Raw genomic sequence first — 23952 nt, 5'->3', positions numbered from 1 at the left:
CACGAGAAAGCGCTTCACGGCAAGGGGCGGTTTCGAAAATGCGCGACAATGTTCGCATGACGATCGCGGCCCGCTGCCACCAGCACCCCGTGCGTGACTTCCCGGCGGTTATAGAGGATGGGATCTCCGGAGAGGTCGCTCATCCTACCATCCGCTTCCTGCACGATCAAATCGGCCGCCGCAAGGTCCCAATCATGGCTGTTGCCCCCCGCAAAAGCCGCATCCAGCGCGCCATGGGCGACCCGGCAGAGCCGCAGCGCGAGCGAACCGATTCGCGGATGCAGCTTGATCTCGCCCAGTGACGGCTTCAGGCGCTCAACCAGGGGCTTCGGGCCCGCGACACGCGAGAAGTCGAGCTCGGATCCAGCCGTCGCCCGTACCGGCGCGTCGTTGAGGGTCGTGCCATACCCCCGGGCCGCGAAGAAGAACTCGTCGCTGGTCGGCGCGAACACCGCGGCGAGGACGGGCGAGGCATCCTCGACCAGCGCGACGCTGACGCACCATTCGTCATGACCATTGAGGTAGTTGCGGGTGCCGTCGATGGGATCGACGATCCAGGTCAGCCGCCGCGACAGCCGCACCTCGTCGTCGGCGCTCTCCTCCGACAGCCAGCCATAGTCTGGCGTCGCTGCGCGCAGGCGCGCTTCGAGAAGGTCGTTGACGGCGATGTCGGCTTCCGAGACCGGTGAGGACACGCCCTTGGTCCACTTCCTCAGCTCGGTGCGGAACATCGACTGCGCGAGCGCGCCTGCCTCCCGCACCGTGTCTTGCAGTAGCGCCGCGTCACGCGCCAGGATGGTTTCGCCTGTTGAGTTCGCGTCAACGTCCGCCAAGCGTCAAACCCTCGATGCGCACCGTCGGCGCATTGACGCCGTAGCGGAACTCGAGATTGTTCGCCGGCTGCATCGACTTGAAGATCTCGAACAGATGGCCGGCGATCGTCACCTCGCTCACGGGATAAGTGAGTTCGCCGTTCTCGATCCAGAAGCCGGAGGCGCCGCGGCTGTAATCGCCGGTGACGCCGTTGACGCCCGAGCCGATCAAATCGGTGACGTAGAAACCCTGCTTGATGTCGGCGATCAGCTCGGCCGGCGTCGGCGTGCCGGGTTCGAGATGAAGATTGTAGGGCCCGGGCGACGGCGAGGAGGAGACGCCGCGATGGGCGTGGCCGGTGGTGGTGAGGCCGAGCTCACGCGCGGTGGCGCAGTCGAGCAGCCAGGTCGTCAGCACGCCTTCGTCGATCAGCGCGATCTTCTTCACGGCAACGCCTTCGGCGTCGAACGTCTGCGAGCGCAGGCCGCGTTTGCGCAAGGGATCGTCGATGATGCGGATGTTCTTGGCGAACAGCTGCTGGCCGAGCTTGTCCTTCAAAAAGCTGGTCTTGCGCGCGATCGAAGCGCCGTTGATGGCGCCGACGACGTGACCGACCAGCGAGCCCGCGACGCGCGGATCGAACACCACCGGCACCTTGCAGGTCTCGACCTTGCGCGGATTGGCGCGCGCCACGGTGCGCTCGCCCGCGGAACGGCCGACGATCTCCGGCGACAGCAGATCGGCACCATGCGGCGCCGAGGTGAAGTCGTAGTCGCGCTCCATGCCGGTGCCTTCGCCGACAATGGCGGTGGCCGAGATGCCCTGGCTGGAACGCAGATAAGAGCCGTGGAAGCCGGTAGAGGTGACGAGCACCATGCCGCCCATGCCGGCGGAGGCCGAGGCGCCGCCGGATTTGCTCACGCCCTTCACGCCGAGCGCCGCGGCCTCGGCTTCGAGCGCGCGGCGCTCGAGCTCCAAGGTCGCGGGCACGTCAGGGTCGAGCAGATCGAGATCGGGGAAATCGTGCGCGAGCAGCGCGGGATCGGCAAGGCCGACATATTTGTCGTCGGGCGCCACGCGTGCCATCGCAACCGCACGCTCGGCAAGCTTGGTCACGGCATCGCCGCTGGCGTCGTTGGTCGAGACCACCGCCTGGCGCCGGCCGACCAGCACGCGCAGGCCGACATCGTCGCCCTCGGACCGCTCGGATTCCTCGACGCGACCGTCGCGCACTTCGACGCCTTGCGAGACGCCGCGCACCGCGACCGCATCGGCCGCATCCGCGCCGGCGCGCTTCGCAGCCTCCACCAGCCGCTGCGCGAGATCGGAGAGCGCAGACTGGTCGAACAGGTCGCGACCGGCTGTGGACGAATCCTTGGGCGAAAGCGTCGAGCTTGGTGAAGGGTTCACAAACGAAATCCTGTTGGGGCGAGGTTCGGGACCGGAACCCACAGATGTGCCCTGATAGCGCGGACTTCAAGCATTTTCAGCCCACCAAAAGCTCAGATTCGCACCTTGCGCGCAACGTCTCGTCAATCATGCGCGCCAAGGTCTTGTCAATCATGCGCGACGGTGACGCTGGATTAACCAGCCTTTTTAAGCGGTTTCGGAAAGGCCCGCGCTAAGGTCCGCGCATCGACCGGGAACATAATCCCGGCGGGGAGAACTAAAGCCGTGAGGCGTCAAACAGCAACAAGCGGGGTCACTCCCGCCGGGTCGAGCCGCAGCCTGCGGCTCGACCCCCTTTCCCTTCCGGTCCGCTTCGATGCGCATGATCCGCGCGCCGACGGCTATGTCCGGCAGATCGAGCTTCATCGCGAACGTGTCGTGCTGCGCCGTGCCGTCCGCGGCATGCGGATGGCGATCAACGTCCGCGTCAGCGACTTCACCGGCGTCGCGCTGCGCGGCAACGACGAGGCCCAGACCCTCGTCCTCGTGCACCGCGATCCCTCGCTCTCCGTTCCGCTGCTGGTCAGCGCCGATGGCGACGAACTCGTTGAGGCCTGGGCGATCTGGAGCCAGCTGTTCGCGCTTCCGCAGCTCGACGAAGGCGCGCGCAAGCCCGCGCCGCGCCGTCGCCGCGCCAATGCGATCCGCGCCCGCCGTCCGAAATTTTTGATGCGCCGCCGCACCGGTGTCGCACGGGAGTTGTCGGTGCATCGCGATGAGCGCGAGATCATCGCGCGGAATTAAGCCGCCCGCATCACCGCGTCGGCCAGCAAACCCGCAAACAGCAGCAGCCCCGCATCCCTGTTCGAATAGAACAGGCGCTTGCAGAGTTCGCCGTCGCTGATATTAAGCCGCGCGATCTGCCACGCCAAATGCACGGCGAAGGCCATAAGTCCGAGCCAGGCCGGCCAGCGCGCGTCGCCTGACGCCAGCGCCACGCCGATCAGCATCACCGCAAGGCCGTAGAACAGGATCAGCGCCTGATGGGTATGGGCGCCGAACAGGCGCGCGGTGGACTTGATGCCGATCAGCGCGTCGTCCTCGGCGTCCTGATGCGCGTAGATCGTATCGTAGCCGATCACCCAGGAAATCGCGCCGGCATAGAGCACGAGCGCGGTGACGTCGATGCGCCCGAAGGTGACGGCAAAGCCCATCAAGGCGCCCCAGGAGAAGGCGAGCCCGAGCACGATCTGCGGCCACCATGTAATGCGCTTCATGAACGGGTAGACCGCGACAATCAGCAGTGAGGCAATGCCGGTCAGAATCGCGAAGCGGTTGAACTGCAGCAACACCACGAGCCCGATCAGCGCCTGCGCGACCATGAAGGCCAGCGCCTGCTTCGCGCTCACCTGCCCCGACGGCAGGGGCCGCGAGCGGGTGCGCTCGACCTTGTCGTCGAGATCGCGGTCGGTGATGTCGTTCCAGGTACAGCCCGCTCCGCGCATGACGAAGGCGCCGATGAAGAACAGGACGATGGTGAGCGGCAGGCGGCGGACGTCGTGCGCCATGCCGGCAGCGAGCGCCGCCGACCACCAGCACGGCATCAGCAGCAGCCAGGAGCCGATCGGACGATCGAAGCGGGAGAGCCGCAAGTAAGGCCGCGCCCATCGCGGCGCGCGCGTATCGACCCAGTTGCCGGTGGAATCGGCAACGCGGGCGGATGTGTCGCTCATCGGGTCAGGACGTTGCCGTTGAGTGTGTCGAAGGTGCTGCCGCCCTTCTTGCCGGCATTGGCCTCGGGCGCCGATCCCGAACCCAGCACTTCGCTCAATGACGGACCGGCCGGACCGCGCGGCTGGTTCTGCATCTGCTGCGCAACATTGCAGACCTTCGCCGCCATGGCCTCGGTGTTCTTGTGGCCGTCCTTCATCTGCGCGCCGACCTGCGCCGGAATCCCGCACTTCGAGGCGTTGGCCTCGATGTACTTGATCATCTTGGTCTCAGCCTGGCTGAAGTTGCGGATCAGCTTGCAGGCCTCGTCAGGCGGGGCGTGACGGTCGCTCGCGGCCTTGATCAGCTTGCCGCGCTTCTCGGCATCCTCGCGCAGAGGCATGAAGGCCTTCATGCAGTCCTCGCCGGGACCGCCTTGCGTCGGCGGGGCGGCACTGAAAGCGCCGGCGCCACCACCGACGGGCGCGGCGCCGTTCACGGGGAAGGACGATTGCGGCGCGCCGCCGACGGAGGCGGTCGGCGCGGAGCCATTCACGGGCGGGAACGCGGAACTGGTTGCGGCCTGGCCGGGCAGCGGCGCAGGGAAACCCTGCGCATAGGCACCCGCGGCGCCCATCGTGACCATGGCGGCAGTGATCGGAACCATCAAATGACGGATCATCAAGGCAGTCTCTCCGGCAGGAGCTCGCGGGATTCGGCGTCTTCCCAATTGAAGCGCAACCAGCGTGCTCGCGATTTTACGATTCCCGCCGGCCCTTAACAACCCGTCGAATAGGGCAAGAGCGCGGCGCGCCGACGCACCAATTTGGCAATATTTACCCCGAAAGTACTGCATTCGGTTAAGAACGGCGCCAAATTGGACCCTTGAACGATGCCCTCCCACGATTTCCGCGGCCCCCGCCTGTTCGTCGACGCCCCCCTTGCCCAGGACGGCAGGGTCGAGCTCGACCGCGACCAGAGCAATTATCTCGGCAATGTGCTGCGGCTTGCCGCCGGGGCCGAGGTTTTGGCGTTCAACGGGCGTGACGGCGAGTGGCAGGCCGCCATTGAAGGCCGCAAGCGCCCGGACGGCCTCGTCATCCTCCAGCAGACCCGGCCGCAGGACCGACTGCCCGATCTCGCCTACGTCTTCGCCCCGCTCAAGCATGCCCGGCTCGACTACATGGTGCAGAAGGCCATCGAGATGGGCGCCGCCACACTTCAGCCGGTCTTGACCCGGTTCACCCAGGCCTCCCGGGTCAATACCGAGCGGATGCGCGCCAATGTGGTCGAGGCGGCCGAGCAATGCGGCATTCTCAGCATCGCCACCGTTGCCGAGCCGGCGCCGCTGGAGCGTTTCCTCAGCCAGCGCGCCGCCGGCAGGCTGCTGATCTTCTGCGACGAGGCGGCGGAGGTCGAAAACCCCATTCAGAGCCTGCAAGGCGCACGCCCGGCGGAAGGCATCGACGTGCTGATCGGCCCCGAAGGCGGCTTTGCCGAGGAAGAGCGGGCGCTGCTGCTGCGGCAGCCGAAAATCCTGCGGCTGGCCCTGGGACCCCGGATCATGCGGGCCGACACCGCTGCAGTGGCCGCGCTGGCGCTGGTGCAGGCGGTGCTGGGCGATTGGGGTGGCAAGACGGCTTGATCTCGGCTTGATCCCGGAGGCCGACCCGTTAAGCGATTGATCCTTTGGAGGTCGAAACCGCTATCGGGCCATGCTAAGGCCTGCGCCAATTCACTTCCTTGCCCTGCCCGGTTCCGCCGGGACGATGGACTCGCTGCCATGACCACGACTGCCACCTCAAATGCTGCCGGCTCCGCCGCCTGGGCGGACACGCTGTTGCTGTCGTTCGCGCAGGCCGACTATGTCAGGGCCGAGCCCGCCATCCTGCAACCGGCCGAGCCGTTCCTGGACCTCTCCGGCGAGGACATCCGCAAGAGCCTGTACCTGACCACGGACCCGTCCGGCGAGGAGCTCTGCCTGCGCCCGGACCTGACCATTCCGGTAGCGCGCGACTATCTCGCCTCGGGCCGCGCCGGCCAGCCGGCCGGGTTCAGCTATCTTGGCCCGGTGTTTCGTTACCGCAGCGGCCAGGCTAGCGAATTTCTCCAGGCCGGCATCGAGTCGTTCGGCCGCCAGGATCGTGCCGCGGCGGATGCCGAGATGCTGGCGCTGGCGCTGGAAGCAACCGCCGCCTTCGGCGTCCGCGACGTCGAGATCCGTACCGGCGACGTGGCGCTGTTCAACGCGCTGCTCGATGCGCTCGACCTCTATCCGGTCTGGCGCCGCCGCCTGATCAAGGATTTCAACCGCAAGATCAGCCTGGAGCAGGATCTGGAGCGGCTGGCAGCCGCGACCACCGCGACGCGCAGCGAATATGAAGGCGTGCTCGCCGCGCTCGCCGGCTCCGACCGCAAGGCAGCGCTCGCCTTCGTCACCGATCTGATGTCGATCGCCGGCACCACCAATGTCGGCGGCCGCACCACGGCCGAGATCGCCGACCGCTTCCTCGAGCAGTCGACGCTGAAGGGCGGCGCGCTGCCGCGTGAGGCCATTGCCGTGCTCAAGCGCTTCCTCGGAATCTCCGGCAATCCCGACCACGCCGTCGCCGAGCTGCGCGCGCTCACCACTGACGCAAAGCTCGATCTCGCTGCTGCCATCGATCAGTTCGAGAGCCGGGTCGGCTTCATGGCGGCGCGCGGCATCGACGTGAAGCAGACGCGCTTCTCGACCGCGTTCGGACGCGGTCTCGACTACTACACCGGCTTCGAATTCGAAGTGCATCACAGGGGCAACGGCGCCGAGCCGCTGGTTGCCGGCGGCCGCTATGACGGGCTGATGACCCAGCTCGGGTCGCCCGACCCGATTCCGGCCGTCGGATTCTCCGTCTGGGTCGATGCGCTGACCCGGATCGGCCGCAAGGAGCTCAAATCATGAGCGCGCCATTCGTTCTGGCCGTTCCCTCCAAGGGCCGCCTTCAGGAGAACACTGAGGCCTTTTTCGCCCGCGCAGGCCTCAAGCTGTCGAAGGCCGGTGGCGCGCGCGACTATCGCGGCACGATCGCGGATCTCGACAATGTCGAGGTCGCCTATCTCTCGGCCAGCGAGATCGCCTCGCAATTGTCGCGCGGCGTGGCGCATCTCGGCGTCACAGGGGAAGATCTGGTGCGCGAGAACATCGCGGACGCCGACAAGCGCGTCGCGCTGATCGAGGGGCTTGGCTTCGGCTACGCCGACGTCGTCGTCGCGGTGCCGCAGGCGTGGATCGATGTCCGCACCATGGCCGACCTCGACGACGTCACCACCGGCTTCCGCGAGCAGCATCACATGCGGATGCGGGTCGCGACCAAGTTCATCAACCTCACCCGTACCTTTTTCTCGAGCCACGGCATCACCGATTACCGCATCGTCGAAAGCACCGGCGCGACCGAAGGCGCGCCGGCAGCCGGCGCCGCCGAGCTGATCGTCGACATCACCACGACAGGCGCGACGCTCGCTGCCAATGGCCTCCGAGTGCTCGACGACGGCGTGATCCTGCGCAGCCAGGCCAATCTGGTCGCCTCAAGGGACGCCGACTGGTCGCCGCAGGCGCGAGAGACCGCGCGAATCATCCTCGATCACATCGCGGCGCGGGCGCGGGCCAACAAGTACCGCGAGGTCCGCACCCGCTTCGGGCAGTGCGACGCAGCCCTGCTCGGCGAAGCCCACGACCGCTTCGGCGTCGAAGCGCCGTTCGGCGGCCCGACCTCGTCGGGGATGCTCACGCTGCACTGCCCGCCGGGCCAGCTCTATGCGCTCGCAAGCTTCCTCCGCGCGCATGGCGCCGAGACCGTCTCGGTGGTCTCGCTCGACTACGTGTTCGACCGGGAGAACCCGCTGTTTGCCAAGCTCGAGGCGTTCCTGCGGCAGTGAGCCCCAGGTCCGTTCAGCGTAGCGACAGGAAACGGCAGCTACCATATGCTGTTGAGATGACCTTGAACGCCTCTGGAACCTTGATCGATGACGCTGGGCTCTGACGTTTCCGGCATGACGACCACCGCGGCGAGCGCTGCCGCGAAGGGACTGTCGATTGTCGTCCCCGTCTACAACGAGGCGGCGGGCCTCGCCGCCCTGCACCAGCGCATCTGCGACATCGCGAAGACCTTGCGGCAGCGCTATCGCTTGGCTTGCGAGGTCGTCTATGTCGACGACGGCAGCGCGGACGCGACGCTGGCAATCGCCCGCTCACTGCCGGCCGACGCGGTCGACGTCCAGGTGGTGTCGCTGTCGCGCAATTTCGGCAAGGAGGCCGCGCTGATGGCCGGCCTCGACCATGCCCGGCTCGGCGCGGTGATGTTCATGGACGGCGACGGCCAGCATCCGCCGGCGCTGGTCGAGCAGCTGGTGCGGCACTGGATCGAGGACGGCTACGACGTCGTCTATACCGCCAAGGCGCATCGCGACAACGAGCCCTTCCTGCGGCGGCTCGCCGGGCGCGGCTTCTACGCGCTGATCAATTGGGGCGCGCGCCAGAAGATCCCTGAAGACGCCGGCGACTTCCGGCTGCTGTCACCGCGCGCCGTCGCAGCACTCAGGCAGCTGCCGGAGCGCAACCGCTTCTTCAAAGGCCTCGCGAGTTGGATCGGCTTCCGCCAGATCCGCGTCGATTACGAGCCCGCGCCGCGCACCCATGGCGTGACAACCTTCAGCGCCGCACGTCTGCTTGGTCTTTCGATCGAAGGAGTGACCTCGTTCTCGGTGGCGCCGCTGCGCTTCGCCAGCCTGCTCGGCGTGATCCTCGCCGGCGGCGCCTTCCTGTTTGGCCTGTCGATCCTCTGGGAGGTCTGGACCACCGGCAAGCAGGTGCCAGGCTATCCCTCGCTCGTGATCGGCCTGATGACCATCGGCGGCGTGCAGCTCATCATGATCGGCATCGTCGGCGAATATATCGGCAAGATCCTCTCCGAGCTGAAGGCGCGCCCGATCTACTTCGTTGCCGAGCACAGCGAAAAGCATTTCGAGTCCGACAAGGCCGACGCCTCGAAGAGGACGGCGGCCGAATGAGCGCGGCCGCGCCGCCGCGGCGGATATGGCTCTGCGCCGACGATTACGGCATCAGCCCAGGCGTCAATCGCGCCATCCGCGACCTGATCGAACGCGGCCGTCTCAACGCCACTTCCGTGATGATGGTGGGACCTGCCATCGAGCGCAGCGAGGTCGAGGAGCTTCAGGCTTCAGTGAAGACAAGCCCGCGCTGCGCGATCGGACTGCACGTGACGCTGTCGGCGCCATTCCGGCCGCTGACCATGCATTTCCGTCCGCTCGACGGCGACATGTTTCTCCCGTTTCCGAAACTGCTGCGCGCGGGCCTTGCGCGAAGGCTCGACCGCGAATTCTTTCGCAACGAGGTGAAGGCGCAGCTGGCAGCCTTCGCGAAAGCGTTCGGGCGCGCGCCTGACTTCGTCGACGGCCATCAGCATGTGCAGCTCTATCCGCAGGTGCGCGACGGCTTTGTCGACGCGGTCAGTGAAATCGCGCCAAAAGCCTGGGTGCGCCAGGGCGGCCGCGACCTGCCGCTTATGCAGCGGCTGGCCTCACCGAAAGCCATGGTGCTCGACATCCTCAGCGCGCAATTCCGCCGCCGCGCCGGCAGCGCGGGCCTCAGCTTCAATCCCGGCTTCGCCGGCGCCTACGACTTCACGCGAGCAAATGATTTTGGCGAGCTGATGCGGCAATTCCTGGAAGGCCTGCCGGACGGCGGCCTCGTGATGTGCCATCCCGGCTTCGTCGATGACGTCCTCGCTGGCCTCGACCCGATGACCGACGTGCGTGAACGCGAACACGCTTATTTCGTCAGTGACGCCTTTGCGCAGCTGCTGGCGGACCGCAACGTCACGCTGGGGTGACATTATGAACAATCGAGAACCGACTTTTCCAGAGCTGCCGGGTTGGCGTTTCATTCTGACGGAAACTTCCTTCGGTGTTTACCGGGCTGAGGGCTTCCACGAAGATGGTCGCTCTGTCAGCCGCATGGGACACGACCTCCCCCTCCTGATCAAGGAAACCGCGGAAGACGCGAGAAACCTGCCCAAGCGGCGAGGCAGCTTGTCGCATACCGAAATTTAATCCTGCCGGCACTGTTGGGGCCACAATGGAACCCTACATCTTCGTCGCGCTTGTTTTGCGCAAGGGAGACTGATCATGACGCCGCAGGAACGCCAGCTCGTCGACGACCTTTTCGACCGACTTTCGAAACTGGAAAATGCACCCCGCGATCCCGACGCGATCGCCGCGATCTCCGACGGCCTGCGCAAGGCGCCCGGCGCGATCTATGCGCTGGTGCAGACCGTGCTGTTGCAGGACGAGGCGCTGAAGCGCGCCCACGCCCGCATCCAGGAACTGGAGGCGGGGCAGGCGCCCGAGCAGGCGCAGTCCGGCGGCTTCCTGGATACCATGCGCGACACGCTGTTCGGCGGCGGTCCGTCGCGCGGCTCGGTTCCGAACGTGCCGCCGCGCGACTCGCGGCCGGTCTGGAACAGCGGCCAGGCAATGCAGCAGACCCAGCCCGGTTACGGCCAGCCGCCTTACGGTCCAGGTCAAGGTCCAGGTCAAGGTCCAGGTCAGGGCTATGGTGCCCCGCCCGTCGGCGGTGGCGGCGGCTCGTTCCTCGGCACGGCGGCGGCAGCCGCAGCCGGCGTCGTCGGCGGCTCACTGCTGCTCTCCAGCATTCGCGGCATGATGGGCGGATCGCACCAGCAGGCCTTCGGCGACACCAACGCCCTGGGCGACCGCAGCCCCTGGAGCGGTAGCGACCAGTCCGGCGGATCGCTCGCGCGCGATGCCGGTGTCGACGACATCGGCTCCAAAGGCGACCACGGCGACGCTTCCCGCCAGGGCTTCGCCGACCAGGCGTCAAACGACGACCGGAATTACAACGATCAGAACGACAATGACGACGACAACGTGGACGTCGCCGACGATAGCGACTTCGGCGGCGGCGACGATGGCGGCAGCGACTACGCCTGATGCTTCTTAATCCTTGCGCCAAGCGAAAGCGGCCGCCGATGAGGCGGCCGTTTTAGTTTCGAGCGCGATGCGCCTACATCACCACGACCCTGGTGCCGACATTGACGCGGCCGTAGAGGTCGATGACGTCCTCATTGCGCATGCGAATGCAGCCGGAGGAGACGTTGGTGCCGATGGTCCAGGGCTCGTTGGAGCCATGGATGCGGTAGAGCGTCGAGCCCAGATACATTGCGCGCGCGCCAAGCGGGTTTTCCGGGCCGCCCTCCATGTGCCGTGGCAGATCGGGGCGGCGCGCGATCATTTCCGCCGGCGGCGTCCAAGCCGGCCATTCGCGCTTGGCCGTGATCGACTTCACTCCAGACCAGGTGAAGCCGGGACGTCCGACGCCAATGCCGTAGCGCATCGCCTTGCCGTTGCCCTCGACGAGATAGAGGAACTTGTTCGGCGTATCGACCACCAGGGTGCCGACGCTTTCCGTGCCGCTATAGTCAACAAGTTGCTTCTCGAATCTCGGATCGAACTGACGCTGCCGCGGGTCGACCGCTTCCGGCTGCACGCCGGCTCCCTGCGGCTGAGGCTCGCCCATCGGCGGCAGACGGCGCTGGTCGTAATAACCCGGCTGCTGCTGATACATCGGCTGCTGCGGAGCGTAGGCCGGACCGCGGCCGGGCCCGTCGCCGAACATGAACTCGATGAAGCCGCCGCCCATGTTCGCATTGGAGGCGACGCGCACCGGTGCCGGCGGCACCTGCGGCTGGTAGAGCACCGCAGGCGGATCGTTCGGCACGGTGTTGTCGAAGGCGCTAGCGCTGGTCGCGCCGGCTACGAAGGTGCAAGCGCTGCCAAGCAGCGCGACAGACATTTTTTTGAACATCGACGTACTCTGTACTGTTTCGTCTAGTTACATTCGCCGTCGAACGCGTCTGGCTGATCCACGCTCGCGACGTGGTCAATAAAGAGCAAAAGCCGTTTTGTTTGGTAAACGGCCACGGCGTTTCGATTCACCACGTCGTCATTGGCGGTGCAATTTGGCGATCAGCGTTTATTTTCGATGAACGCTGCGCACCCATGGTTAATCGCCCGTTTGCACGCCGTCGCGCGCGGCCGCACGACAGTTCCGGCTGTGAACTTCGTGTTAAATCGCTTCTGCCTACAAAGACGCGTGAGTGAGGTGGGGGGAGTATCTATGGCTATTCACCGCAAACGTTTTCGTGTCGAAGAGGCTATTGTCGGCGAGATGCCCAGCCCCGAAATGATTGAGGAGGCTGCGCCGATGCATAGCGAGATCATGGCCGAGTTGCGTGCGATCCGCGCACAGATGGCGAAGGGCACTGTGCCCTTGTCCGGCAGCGCTGCCATGGCGGCGATCGACGCGTCCACCGCCCACGAGCTCTCCGAAGCTCGTACCATGCTCGATACTTACCGGGCGCAGATCGAGCAGTGCGAGAAGCTGAAGGTCGAGCTCGACCTCATCCACGACGCCATCGACCGTACCAAGCGCGAGATCGCGACGCTGCACGGCAAGAGCTTCGACGGCGGCGAAATGGCCAAGGTCAATGGCGAGCTCGGCGCGGTCGTCGGCGGCACCGAACAGGCGACCCAGCAGATCCTCGAAGCCGCCGAGTCGATCGATCAGGCGGCCAGCGCGATGTCCAAGGTGCAATCGGCCGATCAGCAGAAGCTGCTCGCCGACGACATCCAGGAACGCGTCATCTCGATCTTCGAAGCCTGCAACTTCCAGGACCTGACCGGCCAGCGCATCAGCAAGGTCATGACCACGATGAAGTTCATCGAGCAGCACATCAACTCCATGATGGAGATCTGGGGCGGGGTCGACGCGATCAAGTCCCATGTGCCCGCGCCGGCCGACACCCGCAGCGAGGACGAAAAACTCCTCAACGGCCCGAAGCTCGCCGGCGACGTCGGCCACGCCTCGCAGGACGACATCGACGCGCTGTTCGACTGAGCGGACGCGACACTCTGAAAAACAAAACGCCGGCGCAAGCCGGCGTTTTTTTGTTTGGGCCCCTTCCGCCACTGTCATCGTCCGCCTTGTGCGCAAATGCGCACCGGGGCGGACGATCCAGTAAACGCGGGCATCTCGGCTCAAGCACTGGCGGCGATTACTGGATGCCTCGCCTTCGCGTGGCATGACGACGAGCGGTGCCTACGCTCTCGGCGCGCAGCGGACGTAGACCATGTTGCCGTAGCGGGTGGCGGCGTCCTTGTCGATGAAGCGGGTGATGAGGACGCGGCCGTCGAAGGAGACGATCTCGCGGTCCTGCTCGCCGGGCGTCGGACCCGCCGGCCCGATATAGTTCTTGCCGCTGGGCGAGCCCTTCAGCCGCAGCTCCTGCGGCGTCGCCTGGTCCGCCAGATGCATGATCACACCGCCGGAGGAACCGGCGGTGATCACGTAGGGATTTTTGCACTGGGCCCGGGCGGCAGCCTCGGTGCGGGCGCGGTCGGCCGGGTTCTGGAACGAGGCGAGGCCCCAGCGGCCGACGACCTCGTCGGCGCGGATCGACGCGGGCATTTCCGGACCGGCGCCGGGCTCGGCCTCGGGCGGCGGTGAGGACGAAGAGAAGGACGGCAGGCTCATGCCGCCGCCGCAAGCGCCCAGCAGCAGCGCCAGGCAAGAGGCCGCCGCCAGATTGGCGACCGTGCGCGCGTGAGCTGAACTGATCATGGCATTCCCCCGAACAAGACCATGGCCGCACCCCACACGCAGCCAAGCGCAAAACCGCTGCCGGAGCAATGGCGTCCTTTTATACGCCGACGCTCCGAACAAGTTTCCAATGCCACCATCCTATATCCGCCTCACCAATCGCTTAACCACCTTTGCTTGACAGGATCGCGGCCAAGCCATATTCCCGGGCGGACTATTAGCACTCGGAAAGACCGATTGCTAAGCGCGCCGTTCGATCCTTGCAAGAGGGCGGACGGCAGCGCTGCCCCTCACCCACCTCCACTACTTCCGAAGCGAGCCTCCAAAGGGAAACGTCATGGCTAAATCCAAATTTCGTCCGCTGCATGACCGTGTCGTGGTCAAACGTATCGATGCCGAGGCAAAGACCAAGGGCGGCATCATCATTCCCGACACCGCCAAGGAAAAGCCGTCCCAGGGCGAAATCGTCGCCGTTGGCCCCGGCGGCCGCGACGAGGCTGGAAAGCTGATCCCGATCGACCTCAAGGTCGGCGACCGCGTGCTGTTCGGCAAGTGGTCGGGCACCGAGGTCAAGATCGACAACGAAGATCTCCTGATCATGAAAGAGTCCGACATCATGGGCGTGATGGCCTAAGGCCAGACGCCTGAACGGCCGCTGAATGCCATGCCCGGATCATCAGATCCGGGCATCCATCATTCCGCCGGGTTCTCACTTCGGATCCCGGAATTGATGCGACGAACACACAAGACACATCACGAAACAAGACCCATCACGAAGTAACAGGGATTGCAGAACATGGCTGCCAAGGACGTCAAGTTTTCCGGAGACGCGCGCGAACGCATGCTGCGCGGCGTCGACATTCTCGCCAACGCCGTCAAGGTGACGCTCGGTCCGAAGGGCCGCAACGTCCTCATCGAGAAGAGTTTTGGCGCGCCCCGCATCACCAAGGACGGCGTCACCGTCGCCAAGGAGATCGAGCTCGAAGACAAGTTCGAGAACATGGGCGCCCAGATGGTCCGTGAGGTCGCCTCCAAGACCAACGACCTCGCCGGCGACGGCACCACCACCGCGACCGTGCTGGCCCAGGCCATCGTGCGCGAAGGCGCCAAGTCGGTTGCTGCCGGCATGAACCCGATGGACCTCAAGCGCGGCATCGACGCCGCGGTTGCGGCCGTCGTCAAGGACATCGAGAAGCGCGCCAAGCCGGTCGCCGCTTCCTCCGAGGTCGCCCAAGTCGGCACCATCTCGGCCAACGGCGATGCTGCCATCGGCAAGATGATCGCGCAGGCGATGCAGAAGGTCGGCAACGAGGGCGTCATCACCGTCGAGGAGAACAAGTCGCTCGACACCGAGGTGGACATCGTCGAGGGCATGAAGTTCGACCGCGGCTATCTGTCGCCCTACTTCGTCACCAACCCCGAGAAGATGACCGCCGAGCTCGAGGACGCCTACATCCTCCTGCACGAGAAGAAGCTCTCCGGCCTGCAGGCCATGCTGCCCGTGCTGGAAGCCGTGGTGCAGTCGGGCAAGCCGCTCGTCATCATCGCCGAGGACGTCGAGGGCGAGGCGCTGGCCACCCTGGTGGTCAACCGCCTCCGTGGCGGCCTGAAGGTCGCCGCCGTCAAGGCGCCGGGCTTCGGTGATCGCCGCAAGGCCATGCTCGAGGACCTCGCGATCCTCACCGGCGGTCAGCTCATCTCCGAAGACCTCGGCATCAAGCTCGAGAGCGTCACGGTGAAGATGCTGGGTCGCGCGGGCAAGGTGGTGATCGACAAGGAGAACACCACGATCGTCAAGGGCGCCGGCAAGAAGCCGGAGATCGAGGCCCGCGTCGGCCAGATCAAGGCCCAGATCGAGGAGACCAGCTCGGACTACGACCGTGAGAAGCTCCAGGAGCGCCTCGCCAAGCTCGCCGGCGGCGTCGCGGTGATCCGCGTCGGCGGCGCGACCGAGATCGAGGTCAAGGAGAAGAAGGACCGCGTCGAGGACGCGCTCAACGCCACCCGCGCCGCGGTGCAGGAAGGCATCGTCCCCGGCGGCGGCGTCGCGCTGCTCCGCGCCAAGAAGGCGGTGGGCCGCCTCACCAACGCCAATGCGGACGTGCAGGCCGGCATCAACATCGTGTTGAAGGCGCTGGAAGCTCCGCTTCGCCAGATCGCCGAGAACGCGGGCGTGGAAGGCTCGATCGTCGTCGGCAAGATCCTGGAGAACAAGTCCGAGACCTTCGGCTTCGACGCCCAGACCGAGGACTATGTCGACATGGTCGCGAAGGGCATCATCGACCCCGCCAAGGTGGTGCGCACCGCGCTCCAGGACGCCGCCTCGATCGCCGGCCTGCTGGTGACGACCGAGGCCATGGTCGCCGAGTCCCCGAAGAAGGAAGCCGGGCCCGCCATGCCGGGCGGCGGCATGGGCGGCTTCTAGGGCCGATCCTCACCTGACAGTGTTGCGAAGGCCGCCTCCGGGCGGCCTTCTTTTTTGCCGATCATGGTCCATGCTTTCCAATTCAACCGGCGGCCAAAACCCACTACGGTGACGCGCCGATTCTAATGTTTGGGCATGATCTATCGGAACACACTTTTCCGGATCATGCCCCACTGCCCGAGGATTTCGTCGATGCGCGCGCTTCTGGTTTGCCCGACAGTTTTATTGGCGGCTCTGCTTGCAGTTTCGCCTGAGGTCGCATCCGCCCAGATGAAGCTGTCGCCGAAGGCCACGGCGCCCGGCGGCGCCGAGACGCGCTATTTCACCTCGATCGACGGGCTGATGGACGGCAATGCCGACGTGATCCTGAAGGAGACACGCCAGGGCAAGACCGTCACCGCAGCCGTGCTCGACGTCTGTTATCCCGTCGCGAAGAATTCCGACCGCAAGGACCGCTTCGTCGTCAATCTCCAGGTCGCGGGCCAGAACCTGACGGGCACGACGCAGAGCCTCGGCGCGAAGGCACCCGTCACCGTCAAGCTGCTGCGCAAGCAGGCCGGGGACACGTTCGAATTCCGCGGCCAGATCAGCATTGGCCAGGCCATGACCGAGGTCACCTCGCCCGACAATTCCGATCTCAGCGAGAAGGAGTTTCTGGACAACCAGACCTCCGACGACGGCATCACGCCGCAGCCGAAGGATTTCACCGACGTCTCGCCGGAAGCGATCGCGGTCAAGGTCAAGCTCGATACCGCGACCGATTTCCTGAAGAGCCTGAAGGGCCAGGACGTCGAGGTGACGCTGGCGAGCCTCAATGTCGGCTGCGACGCGCTGCGCGCCGGCGAGCAGACCATCAACATGTCGGTCGATCCGGAGCGCGCCGGCGCCCTGCTGGCGAAATTCAAGGCGATGCCCGGCGTCACCGCGGCGGGCTGGACCGCGGGCATCACCGAGATGGACCGCACCATCCGCATCCCCGCCGCCGATTGGCGCGACGGCGACAAGATCAATCGCGACAAGCTCGCATCAGCCGTCGCGGGCGTGCTGAGCAGGACGCTCGCGGCAAAGCCGGTCTCGCAAAGCTTCAACCCGGCGACCGGCAAGCTCAAGCTGGTCTTCAAGCGTCCGAACCTGGATTTCCCGGCACTCGAGCTCACCGACACGATCGAGGTCGCAGGGCTCGTCTCACCCGACAAGCCCGGCACGACCGACAAGCTCATGCTCTGGATCGGTAGCCCCGCGACCACGACCGCTGATGAGAGCAGCAGCGCCAAGCTCAATCTCTCGGACGAAGCCGCGGCCGACGAGGAAGGCGATCAGCCCGACGACAACGGCTCGGTCGAGGCGCTCGCCAAGGAGCTGAAAGGCCAGCGCTGGGACGCTGACAAGTCGGTGTGGAAGTGACGTAGCCACCTACTCTTGGTCATGGCCCGGCTTGACCGGGCAATCCAGTACGCCGAGACGGCTGTGGTTGCATCGATAGGCCGCCGCGTGCTGGATTCCCCGCTTGCCGCCTTCGCTAAAGCTTCGGCGCCCCTGGACCTGAACCCCGGCGAAGCCTTGGCGTAGCCGGGTCGCGGGGAATGACAGCGAGCGAAAAAGCTAGTTCCCGTTGACGCGAAAGCGCAGCGGCTTGGGGCCAAGAAGCGTGAGCACGTCGCCCTGGCGTTTCCAGGTCTCGACGCTGCCAAGCGCCGCGACGAGATCGTCGTCGGCCTGGACCCTTGCAGGCGGGCAGGAGCGGTCCTGGATCTGGCCGGGGACAAAGATCACGGTGTTGCCTGCGACCGAGAACTGGCCCTTGCCACCCTTGCACCAGAGCTCCAGCACGACTTCGCCGTTGTCGCCGATCTCGATGTTGGGTATCCGCTTCGAGCCCGGCTGCGGCAGCGCCTCCAGCGTCATCTCGGTGCCGAACGGAAAACCGTCCTCCGCACGCGCGAGCGTGGACATCGCGAGCATTGCAACCGCCGCACACACCATCTGCTTGAGCGAAACCATGAGACCTCTCGACCGACCTGATCTGCCGCACCTTCTATAAGACGATGGCGCCGTTGAGAAGGTTCGCCCCCGCGCGACGCAAAAATCCCCGCGGGGGCGAACCTCGCGGGGATTTGCGTCGAAGCCGGGCGTGGCCTGCTACTTCAGGACCATCGCCGTGAACGGATAGACATAGGCCTGCAACGTCACGAGCACACCGACGAGGCAGGCCAGCACGATCGAGTGCCAGAATACGAAGCGCAGGATCGTGCCCTCGTGGCCGTACCAATTGGTGGCTGTGGAGGCGACCACGATCGACTGCGCGTCGATCATCTTGCCCATCACGCCGCCGGAGGAGTTCGCCGCGCCCATCAGGATCGGCGACAGGCCGAGCTGCTCGGAGGTGATTTTCTGCAGGTTTCCGAACAGCACGTTGGAGGCTGTGTCCGACCCCGTCAGCGCCACGCCGAGCCAGCCGAGCAGCGTGCCGAAGAAGGGATAGAGCACGCCGGTTGCCGCGAAGGCGAGACCGAGCGTCGCGTCGACGCCGGAGAGCCGCGTCAGCGTGCCGATGGCGAGCATCGCCGAGATCGTGATCAGCGAGATCGCGCACAGCCGGATGGTGCGGCCGTACTGGATCGCGAGCTTGCCGGGCCCGACGCCCATCAGGAAGCCGGAGATGATCGCGGCCATCAGCATGCCCGTGCCGGTGAACGACAGATAGGTGAAGCCGAACACCGCGCTCTCTTTCGTCGGTCCTGGCGCGACCGGCGGCATCTTGTTGATCATCTGGTGCAGCTCGGGAACGGGATAGTTCCAGGTGAAGATCGAGTTCGCCCAGGTCTTGAAGGCGCCGTTGCCCCAGATCAGCATCACGACGCAGACGATGATCCAAGGCAACAGCGCGCTGAAGAGCTCGCTCTGCGTCAGCGGCGTCTTGTCCATCGGTTTTGCCGCGGCCATGGTGGCGGCCGATTCATCACGGCCGCGCAGCGCCGGCGACAGCCAGAGCTGCCTGGGCTGCCACACCTTCAGGAACAGGATCAGCGCGCCCATCGAGATCAGCGATGCGCCGATGTCGACGATCCAGGGATTGACGTAGTTCGAAATCACGAATTGCGGCACCGCGAACGACACGCCGGTGACCAGGATCGCCGGCCAGACGTCCTTCATGCCCTTCCAGCCCGCGAACGCCCACACCACCCAGAACGGCACGATCAGCGAGAAGAACGGCAATTGCCGGCCGACCATCGCGCCGAGGATGTAGGGATCGAGCCCGGTGACCGAGGCAAGGCCCTGGATCGGCGTGCCCAGCGCGCCATAGGCGACCGGCGCAGTGTTGGCGATAAGCGACAGGCCGGACGCCGCAAGCGGCGAGAAGCCGAGGCCGATCAGCACTGCGCCCGTGATCGCGACCGGCGTGCCGAAGCCCGAAGCGCCCTCGAAGAAGGCGCCGAACGAGAACGCGATCAGCAGCAATTGCAGCCGCCGGTCCTCGGTGACGCCGCCGACCGCGCGCTTGAGCAATTCGAAGCGTCCGGTGGTCACCGTCACCTGGTAGAGGAAGATGACGTTGAGAACGATCCAGCCGATCGGGAAGAAGCCGGTGACGATGCCCAGCACCGAGGCGCGGATCGACATGTTCGCCGGCATGGTGAAGACGAAGATCGTGATCAAATTGGCCACGATCACGGCGATGACGGCGGCAATATGAGCCTGGACACGACCGCTCGCGATCAGGACCAGCAGTGTGACGACAGGGATTGCCGCTGCGATCGTCGACAGCACAGGGCTGTGCATCGGGTCATAGACTTGATTCCACATGGTCTTCCTCCCCCACGCATGTTGTGCGGCAGGCGGCCCGCGTGGACAGCCGATCCTGCTTGACGCTGAAGCGATAACCCCCGAGCCGGACGCGAATTCCTCGCCAATGCAGCGGTTCCCGTCCGCTCACAAGCTCGCGAAATCCCGAAGGCCCCCACCCCGCGCCGTTAAGCCCCATGCTAGGGTTGCAAGCTGCGACAAGCCAACGCAAATTGCAGGACTTGCGACTTTAGTCTAAGCGCGCCCATTTCCGCCATCGTCTCAAGTCTTTGGCCCCCGGGCAATTGTGCACATCCCCTCAGGAGACTCAGCTCTGTGAAGAACATCAGCGCCACGCTCGCGATCGTCTGGCGAATCGCCGCCCCTTATTTCCGGTCGGAAGACAAATGGGCCGGCCGCGGCCTGCTCGCCGCCGTGGTCGCGATGGAGCTGGCGCTGGTCGCGATCGACGTCTTGGTAAACCAATGGCAGAACCGATTCTACAGCTCGCTGCAGGCAAGTGACTGGGATAGTTTCGTCAGGGAGATCTGGATCTTCATCGGCCTCGCCTCCACCTTCATCGCGCTGGCGGTCTACAAGCTGTACCTGAACCAGTGGCTCCAGATCCGTTGGCGGCAATGGCTGACCCGGCACTATCTGGGCGAATGGCTGCAAGGCGCCACCCATTACCGCATGCAGCTCAAGGGCGATGCGGCCGACAACCCGGACCAGCGCATCACCGAGGACGTCAAGAACTTCGTCGAGCAGACCCTAACCATCGGGCTCGGCCTGCTCTCGTCGATCGTGACGCTGTTCTCCTTCGTGATCATCCTCTGGGGGCTTTCGAACGCCGCGCCGTTGCACCTGTTCGGCACCGACCTCATGATCCCCGGCTATCTGTGCTGGGGCGCGATGATCTACGCGATCTTCGGCACAGCGTTGACGCACTGGATCGGCGCCCCGCTGGTCAATCTCAATTTCGAGCAGCAGCGCTTCGAGGCCGACTTCCGCTTCAACCTCGTCCGCGTCCGCGAAAATTCCGAGCAGATCGCACTGCTCAAGGGCGAAGGCGCCGAACGCGGTCGCCTGCTGGATCGCTTCGGCTTCGTGATCGGCAACTGGTACGCAATCATGAGCCGTACCAAGCGCCTCACCGCGTTCACCGCGAGCTATCAACAGGCCGCCGTGATCTTTCCCTACGTGCTGGTGGCGCCGGCCTTCTTCGCCAAGAAGATCCAGCTCGGCGACATGATGCAGACCGCCTCCGCCTTCTCCAGCGTGCAAGGCGCACTGTCGTTCTTCGTCACGGCGTACCGGTCGCTGGCGGAATGGCGCTCGATCGTCGCGCGCCTCGACGGCTTCGAGATGTCGGTCGATGCGGCCGCGAACCTGCCGCCGCACGAGCCGGCGATTGCCCTCAAGGCCGCCGGCGGCAGCCGCACTATCGCCCTTGAGCAGCTCTGCGTGAACCTGCCGAGCGGCACGCCGCTGGTCGCTGCCGACGCCTTCGCCATCCAGACGCCGGAGCGCGTGTTGGTGACCGGACCGTCAGGGTCCGGCAAGTCGACGCTGTTCCGGGCCATCGCCGGCATCTGGCCGTTCGGCACCGGCACCATCTTCGTCCCCGAAAAGGCGAAGCTGATGATGCTGCCGCAGCGCCCCTATTTCCCGGTCGGCGTGCTGCGCGACGCCGTGGTCTATCCGGCCGCGCCGGGCGCATTCGAAACCGCACGCGTCAGGGACGCGCTGATCGCGGTCGGGCTGCCCGACCTCGCCGAGCGACTCGATGAGGAAGGCCATTGGAACCGGATGCTGTCGCTCGGCGAGCAGCAGCGCCTCGGGCTCGCCCGCGCGCTGCTGCACGCGCCCGACTATCTGTTCCTCGACGAGGCCACCGCCTCGCTCGACGAGCCGTCCGAGGCCCGGCTGTACCGGCTGCTGACGGAAAAGCTGCCACTGGCCACCATCGTCTCGATCGGCCACCGCTCGACGCTCGACGCCTTCCACACCCGCAAGGTGACGATGGTGAAGAGCGGCGCGATCCACGTTCTCGGTAAAGGTGATGCGCCAGCCGAGAAGGAGCCGTCCGCGGCGCGCTGAAGCGCCAGCGGGCGCCGCGGAGCCCGGGGCCCTTCGTTGCGGTTCATCCTTCGAGACGCCCGCCTCTGGCGGGCCCTCAGGATGAGGTCTTGTCTCGCGGCGAAATCCTAACCCTCATGGCGAGGAGCGCCACCTTGTGGCGCGTCTCGCACCATGAAGTCCACGCCCTTTCGCAGACCCCACCCCAAAGCAAAAGGGCGGCAGGTTGCCCTGCCGCCCTCATCAAGTCGCTTCAGCAAGAAACTTACTTCAGATTGCTCATCGCCGTCAGGTCGAACGACAGCTTGGCAATGCCGGCCGCGCCGCACCAGTTGGAGCCAGCGCCGCCCGGATTGATCGCGGTGACGTTGGTGGTGCCGGTGGCGTTGAAGGCGCTGGTGAAGGCGTTGCAATCACCCTTGTTCAGGTCGGTGTCGGAGTAACGCAGGTCCAGCGTGAACACCTTGTAGGTGAAGCCGATGCCGATGTTCCAGGTGTTGTAGTCCTTGTAGGGAATGCCGTTGGCGAAAACGGTACCGGCACCGGTGCCGTAGAAGGCGTCCGAAGTACCGAACCACTGCCGGCCGAATTCACCCGACACATACATGCCCATGCCGGAGGCGCCGAAGGCCGTGCTGGGCGCCGTGTACTTGGCCGTCAACGAAGCGTAGTTGCCCCAGGCACCGGAGTTCAGGAAGTTCGGCGAGTAGTACTCGGTCGCACCGACCGTCCAGCTGTCGTTGATGGTGTAGTTCACCTTGCCGTAGACTTCGACGAAGCTGACGTCCTTCTTCATGACGTTGCCGTCGGCGAGGAAGATCGTGGTCGTGCTAACGCCGCAGACGTTGCCGCCGGGAATGCCGCCGGTGAGCACGTTGTCGGCGCAGCTGCCGCCCGGATACAGGTAGCCCCAGACACCGATGTCGAAGGCGAAGGCGCCGAAGGTCGGGCGGATACCGCCGTAGATATCGACTTCAGCAGCGGCGCGATTGGCGAAGGAGATGCTCTCCGCGGACACGCCGACGTAGAGCTGGAGGTCCTTGTTGATGTTGTAGCGCGGCTCGAAATAGGCCGCGACCGACGGCTTATGGTTCGACTGGGTGACGCCGCGGAAAATGTAGTCGCTCATGATGGCGCCGCCGAAGGCGATATCCCACGGGTCAAACGCAACCACCGGCGGGGCTTTCTTAGCCTTCACCGCCATGTCTGCCGCGAAAGCCGAGCCCGTCACCATTGCCAGCGCCGTTGCCAACAAAGCCACTTTTTTCATTTCGATCCCCATCACCAGTTCTAAGACCCCAGCCGGATCCCGGAAGCCCCCGGAACGCACGACCTGATTGTAAATTTCGTAACTGCGGCAATTTGGATGGGGTGACGTCAACCGTGAAGCAAAAAACGCGGGCATCTGCCGACTTTTTGGGCGTTCTGGCGATTCCGCGAAAGGTTGTCAGCCTGTGTGTCTTCTCCATCACATTATTTGCACTCCAAAGTGCAGAGGGAGGCCCGGATTCGTATGGGGACCACGGTACCGTGCTGTCCGCGCTACGAATCAGGCTGCCCCCGGACATGACGGCCTGCGGGAGTCGTCGCGCCGATGCAAAAAGGCCGCAGCGTCAGGGCTGCGGCCTTCCTGTTGTCGATCATGATCGTCGGACTGGATCCAGCGTTTGGCCTAACCTTGTCCCTCGGCCGACGTCGTTTCCGCAGAAGACGAAGGCATCGCCCAGCTTGTCTCGGCGGCAGGCTCGGGAACCGGAGCTGCCGGCGTTGACGGCTTCGGCGCGGGAGCTGCCTTCGCTTTCTTCGGTGCTGCTTTCTTCGCAGCCTTCTTGACTGCCTTCCTGGGGGCAGCCTGCTTAGCGGCCTTCTTGGCCGACTTCTTGGCGGCCTTCTTCGGCGCGGCCTTCTTCGCTGATTTCTTCGAGGCTTTCTTGGCCGATTTCTTCGCGGACTTCTTGGCTGCCTTCTTTGCGATCTTCTTCGCCGCTACCGCCTTCTTGGCCTTTTTGGCCTTCTTGCTTTTTTTCTTCTTCGCTTTCGCCATCGTGGTCCTCCTGTTGCCGCCGAACAATGGTCGATC

Annotated in this window: 22 protein-coding genes; 12 read left to right on the top strand and 10 right to left on the bottom strand. The window is 65.2% G+C overall.

The annotated features are described in order from the left end of the window. Window positions 1–14 precede the first annotated feature (14 nt). Entirely contained in the window at window positions 15–833 is an 819-nt protein-coding gene (locus QCM77_RS38740; protein WP_279667299.1) for an inositol monophosphatase family protein, read from the bottom strand. Continuing rightward, window positions 820–2223, bottom strand: a complete 1404-nt coding sequence (locus QCM77_RS38735) for a TldD/PmbA family protein (protein ID WP_279667300.1) — start codon at window positions 2221–2223, stop codon at window positions 820–822. Before QCM77_RS38735 ends, QCM77_RS38740 begins: the two co-directional genes overlap by 14 nt. Window positions 2224–2487: 264 nt before the next feature. Between QCM77_RS38735 and QCM77_RS38730 the strand changes: the two genes are divergently transcribed. Then, complete coding sequence (locus QCM77_RS38730) at window positions 2488–3006, top strand: DUF6101 family protein (RefSeq protein ID WP_279667301.1); 519 nt, start codon at window positions 2488–2490, stop codon at window positions 3004–3006. On the opposite strand, the gene ubiA is transcribed toward QCM77_RS38730, so the two are convergent. Then, window positions 3003–3935, bottom strand: a complete 933-nt coding sequence (gene ubiA / locus QCM77_RS38725) for a 4-hydroxybenzoate octaprenyltransferase (RefSeq protein WP_279667302.1) — start codon at window positions 3933–3935, stop codon at window positions 3003–3005. The two genes, QCM77_RS38730 and ubiA, sit on opposite strands and share 4 nt — an antisense overlap. Further along, window positions 3932–4594 carry a hypothetical protein gene (locus QCM77_RS38720; RefSeq protein ID WP_279667304.1) on the bottom strand — a complete coding sequence of 221 codons (663 nt, stop codon included), beginning with the start codon at window positions 4592–4594 and terminating at the stop codon, window positions 3932–3934. Before QCM77_RS38720 ends, ubiA begins: the two co-directional genes overlap by 4 nt. A 210-nt stretch (window positions 4595–4804) precedes the next feature. Here QCM77_RS38720 and QCM77_RS38715 point away from each other — a divergent pair, with 210 nt between their 5' ends. The 6 genes from QCM77_RS38715 (at window position 4805) to QCM77_RS38690 (ending at window position 10917) form a co-directional block, all read left to right on the top strand. After that, complete coding sequence (locus QCM77_RS38715; RefSeq protein WP_280096368.1) at window positions 4805–5557, top strand: 16S rRNA (uracil(1498)-N(3))-methyltransferase; 753 nt, start codon at window positions 4805–4807, stop codon at window positions 5555–5557. A gap of 138 nt (window positions 5558–5695) precedes the next feature. Next, window positions 5696–6850 (top strand): ATP phosphoribosyltransferase regulatory subunit, encoded by a 1155-nt coding sequence (locus QCM77_RS38710; RefSeq protein ID WP_280096367.1) that lies wholly within the window; start codon window positions 5696–5698, stop codon window positions 6848–6850. Further along, window positions 6847–7824, top strand: coding sequence for an ATP phosphoribosyltransferase (gene hisG, locus QCM77_RS38705; RefSeq protein WP_279690139.1), 978 nt, complete (start codon window positions 6847–6849; stop codon window positions 7822–7824). The genes QCM77_RS38710 and hisG overlap by 4 nt, the downstream gene beginning before the upstream one ends. An 87-nt stretch (window positions 7825–7911) precedes the next feature. Continuing rightward, window positions 7912–8955: a glycosyltransferase family 2 protein gene (locus QCM77_RS38700; RefSeq protein WP_279690140.1), complete on the top strand. Its 1044-nt coding sequence runs from the start codon at window positions 7912–7914 to the stop codon at window positions 8953–8955. Next, entirely contained in the window at window positions 8952–9797 is an 846-nt protein-coding gene (locus QCM77_RS38695) for a ChbG/HpnK family deacetylase (protein WP_280096366.1), read from the top strand. Before QCM77_RS38700 ends, QCM77_RS38695 begins: the two co-directional genes overlap by 4 nt. A 295-nt stretch (window positions 9798–10092) precedes the next feature. Then, window positions 10093–10917 (top strand): DUF2076 domain-containing protein, encoded by an 825-nt coding sequence (locus QCM77_RS38690; protein ID WP_280096365.1) that lies wholly within the window; start codon window positions 10093–10095, stop codon window positions 10915–10917. 73 nt (window positions 10918–10990) lie between these two features. On the opposite strand, the gene QCM77_RS38685 is transcribed toward QCM77_RS38690, so the two are convergent. Continuing rightward, window positions 10991–11791 carry a L,D-transpeptidase gene (locus tag QCM77_RS38685; RefSeq protein WP_279667315.1) on the bottom strand — a complete coding sequence of 267 codons (801 nt, stop codon included), beginning with the start codon at window positions 11789–11791 and terminating at the stop codon, window positions 10991–10993. 312 nt (window positions 11792–12103) lie between these two features. On the opposite strand from QCM77_RS38685, the gene QCM77_RS38680 reads away from it, so the two are divergent. Then, complete coding sequence (locus QCM77_RS38680) at window positions 12104–12883, top strand: protein phosphatase CheZ (RefSeq protein WP_279667362.1); 780 nt, start codon at window positions 12104–12106, stop codon at window positions 12881–12883. A 201-nt stretch (window positions 12884–13084) separates the two neighbouring features. Here the strand turns inward: QCM77_RS38680 and QCM77_RS38675 are convergent, their stop codons facing one another. Beyond that, window positions 13085–13606 (bottom strand): hypothetical protein, encoded by a 522-nt coding sequence (locus tag QCM77_RS38675; RefSeq protein ID WP_279667317.1) that lies wholly within the window; start codon window positions 13604–13606, stop codon window positions 13085–13087. A 316-nt stretch (window positions 13607–13922) separates the two neighbouring features. Here QCM77_RS38675 and QCM77_RS38670 point away from each other — a divergent pair, with 316 nt between their 5' ends. From QCM77_RS38670 to QCM77_RS38660, 3 genes are all read left to right on the top strand, one after another. After that, on the top strand, window positions 13923–14219 hold the full coding sequence (locus QCM77_RS38670; RefSeq protein WP_045003881.1) for a co-chaperone GroES: 297 nt from the start codon (window positions 13923–13925) through the stop codon (window positions 14217–14219). Between the two features lie 162 nt (window positions 14220–14381). Further along, entirely contained in the window at window positions 14382–16010 is a 1629-nt protein-coding gene (gene groL / locus QCM77_RS38665; RefSeq protein WP_280096364.1) for a chaperonin GroEL, read from the top strand. A 192-nt stretch (window positions 16011–16202) separates the two neighbouring features. Continuing rightward, window positions 16203–17414 (top strand): hypothetical protein, encoded by a 1212-nt coding sequence (locus QCM77_RS38660; RefSeq protein ID WP_279667321.1) that lies wholly within the window; start codon window positions 16203–16205, stop codon window positions 17412–17414. 198 nt (window positions 17415–17612) lie between these two features. Here the strand turns inward: QCM77_RS38660 and QCM77_RS38655 are convergent, their stop codons facing one another. After that, entirely contained in the window at window positions 17613–18011 is a 399-nt protein-coding gene (locus QCM77_RS38655) for an META domain-containing protein (RefSeq protein ID WP_279667322.1), read from the bottom strand. A 138-nt stretch (window positions 18012–18149) separates the two neighbouring features. Next, window positions 18150–19814, bottom strand: a complete 1665-nt coding sequence (locus QCM77_RS38650; RefSeq protein ID WP_279690152.1) for an L-lactate permease — start codon at window positions 19812–19814, stop codon at window positions 18150–18152. Window positions 19815–20129: 315 nt separating this feature from the next. On the opposite strand from QCM77_RS38650, the gene QCM77_RS38645 reads away from it, so the two are divergent. After that, the gene (locus QCM77_RS38645) at window positions 20130–21893 is read left to right on the top strand and encodes an ABC transporter ATP-binding protein/permease (protein WP_279667325.1); all 1764 of its coding nucleotides are present in this window, start codon (window positions 20130–20132) and stop codon (window positions 21891–21893) included. Window positions 21894–22137: 244 nt separating this feature from the next. Here QCM77_RS38645 and QCM77_RS38640 read toward each other — a convergent pair whose 3' ends face one another. Next, window positions 22138–23142 carry a TorF family putative porin gene (locus QCM77_RS38640; RefSeq protein WP_279667326.1) on the bottom strand — a complete coding sequence of 335 codons (1005 nt, stop codon included), beginning with the start codon at window positions 23140–23142 and terminating at the stop codon, window positions 22138–22140. A 402-nt stretch (window positions 23143–23544) separates the two neighbouring features. Continuing rightward, complete coding sequence (locus QCM77_RS38635; RefSeq protein WP_279667328.1) at window positions 23545–23916, bottom strand: histone; 372 nt, start codon at window positions 23914–23916, stop codon at window positions 23545–23547. Window positions 23917–23952: the final 36 nt, after the last annotated feature.

Source organism: Bradyrhizobium nivariense, assembly GCF_029846695.2.
Classification (GTDB): Bacteria; Pseudomonadota; Alphaproteobacteria; order Rhizobiales; family Xanthobacteraceae; genus Bradyrhizobium.
The sequence above is the reverse complement of the archived record's forward strand: the minus strand, read 5'-3'. Positions and strand labels throughout refer to the sequence as shown.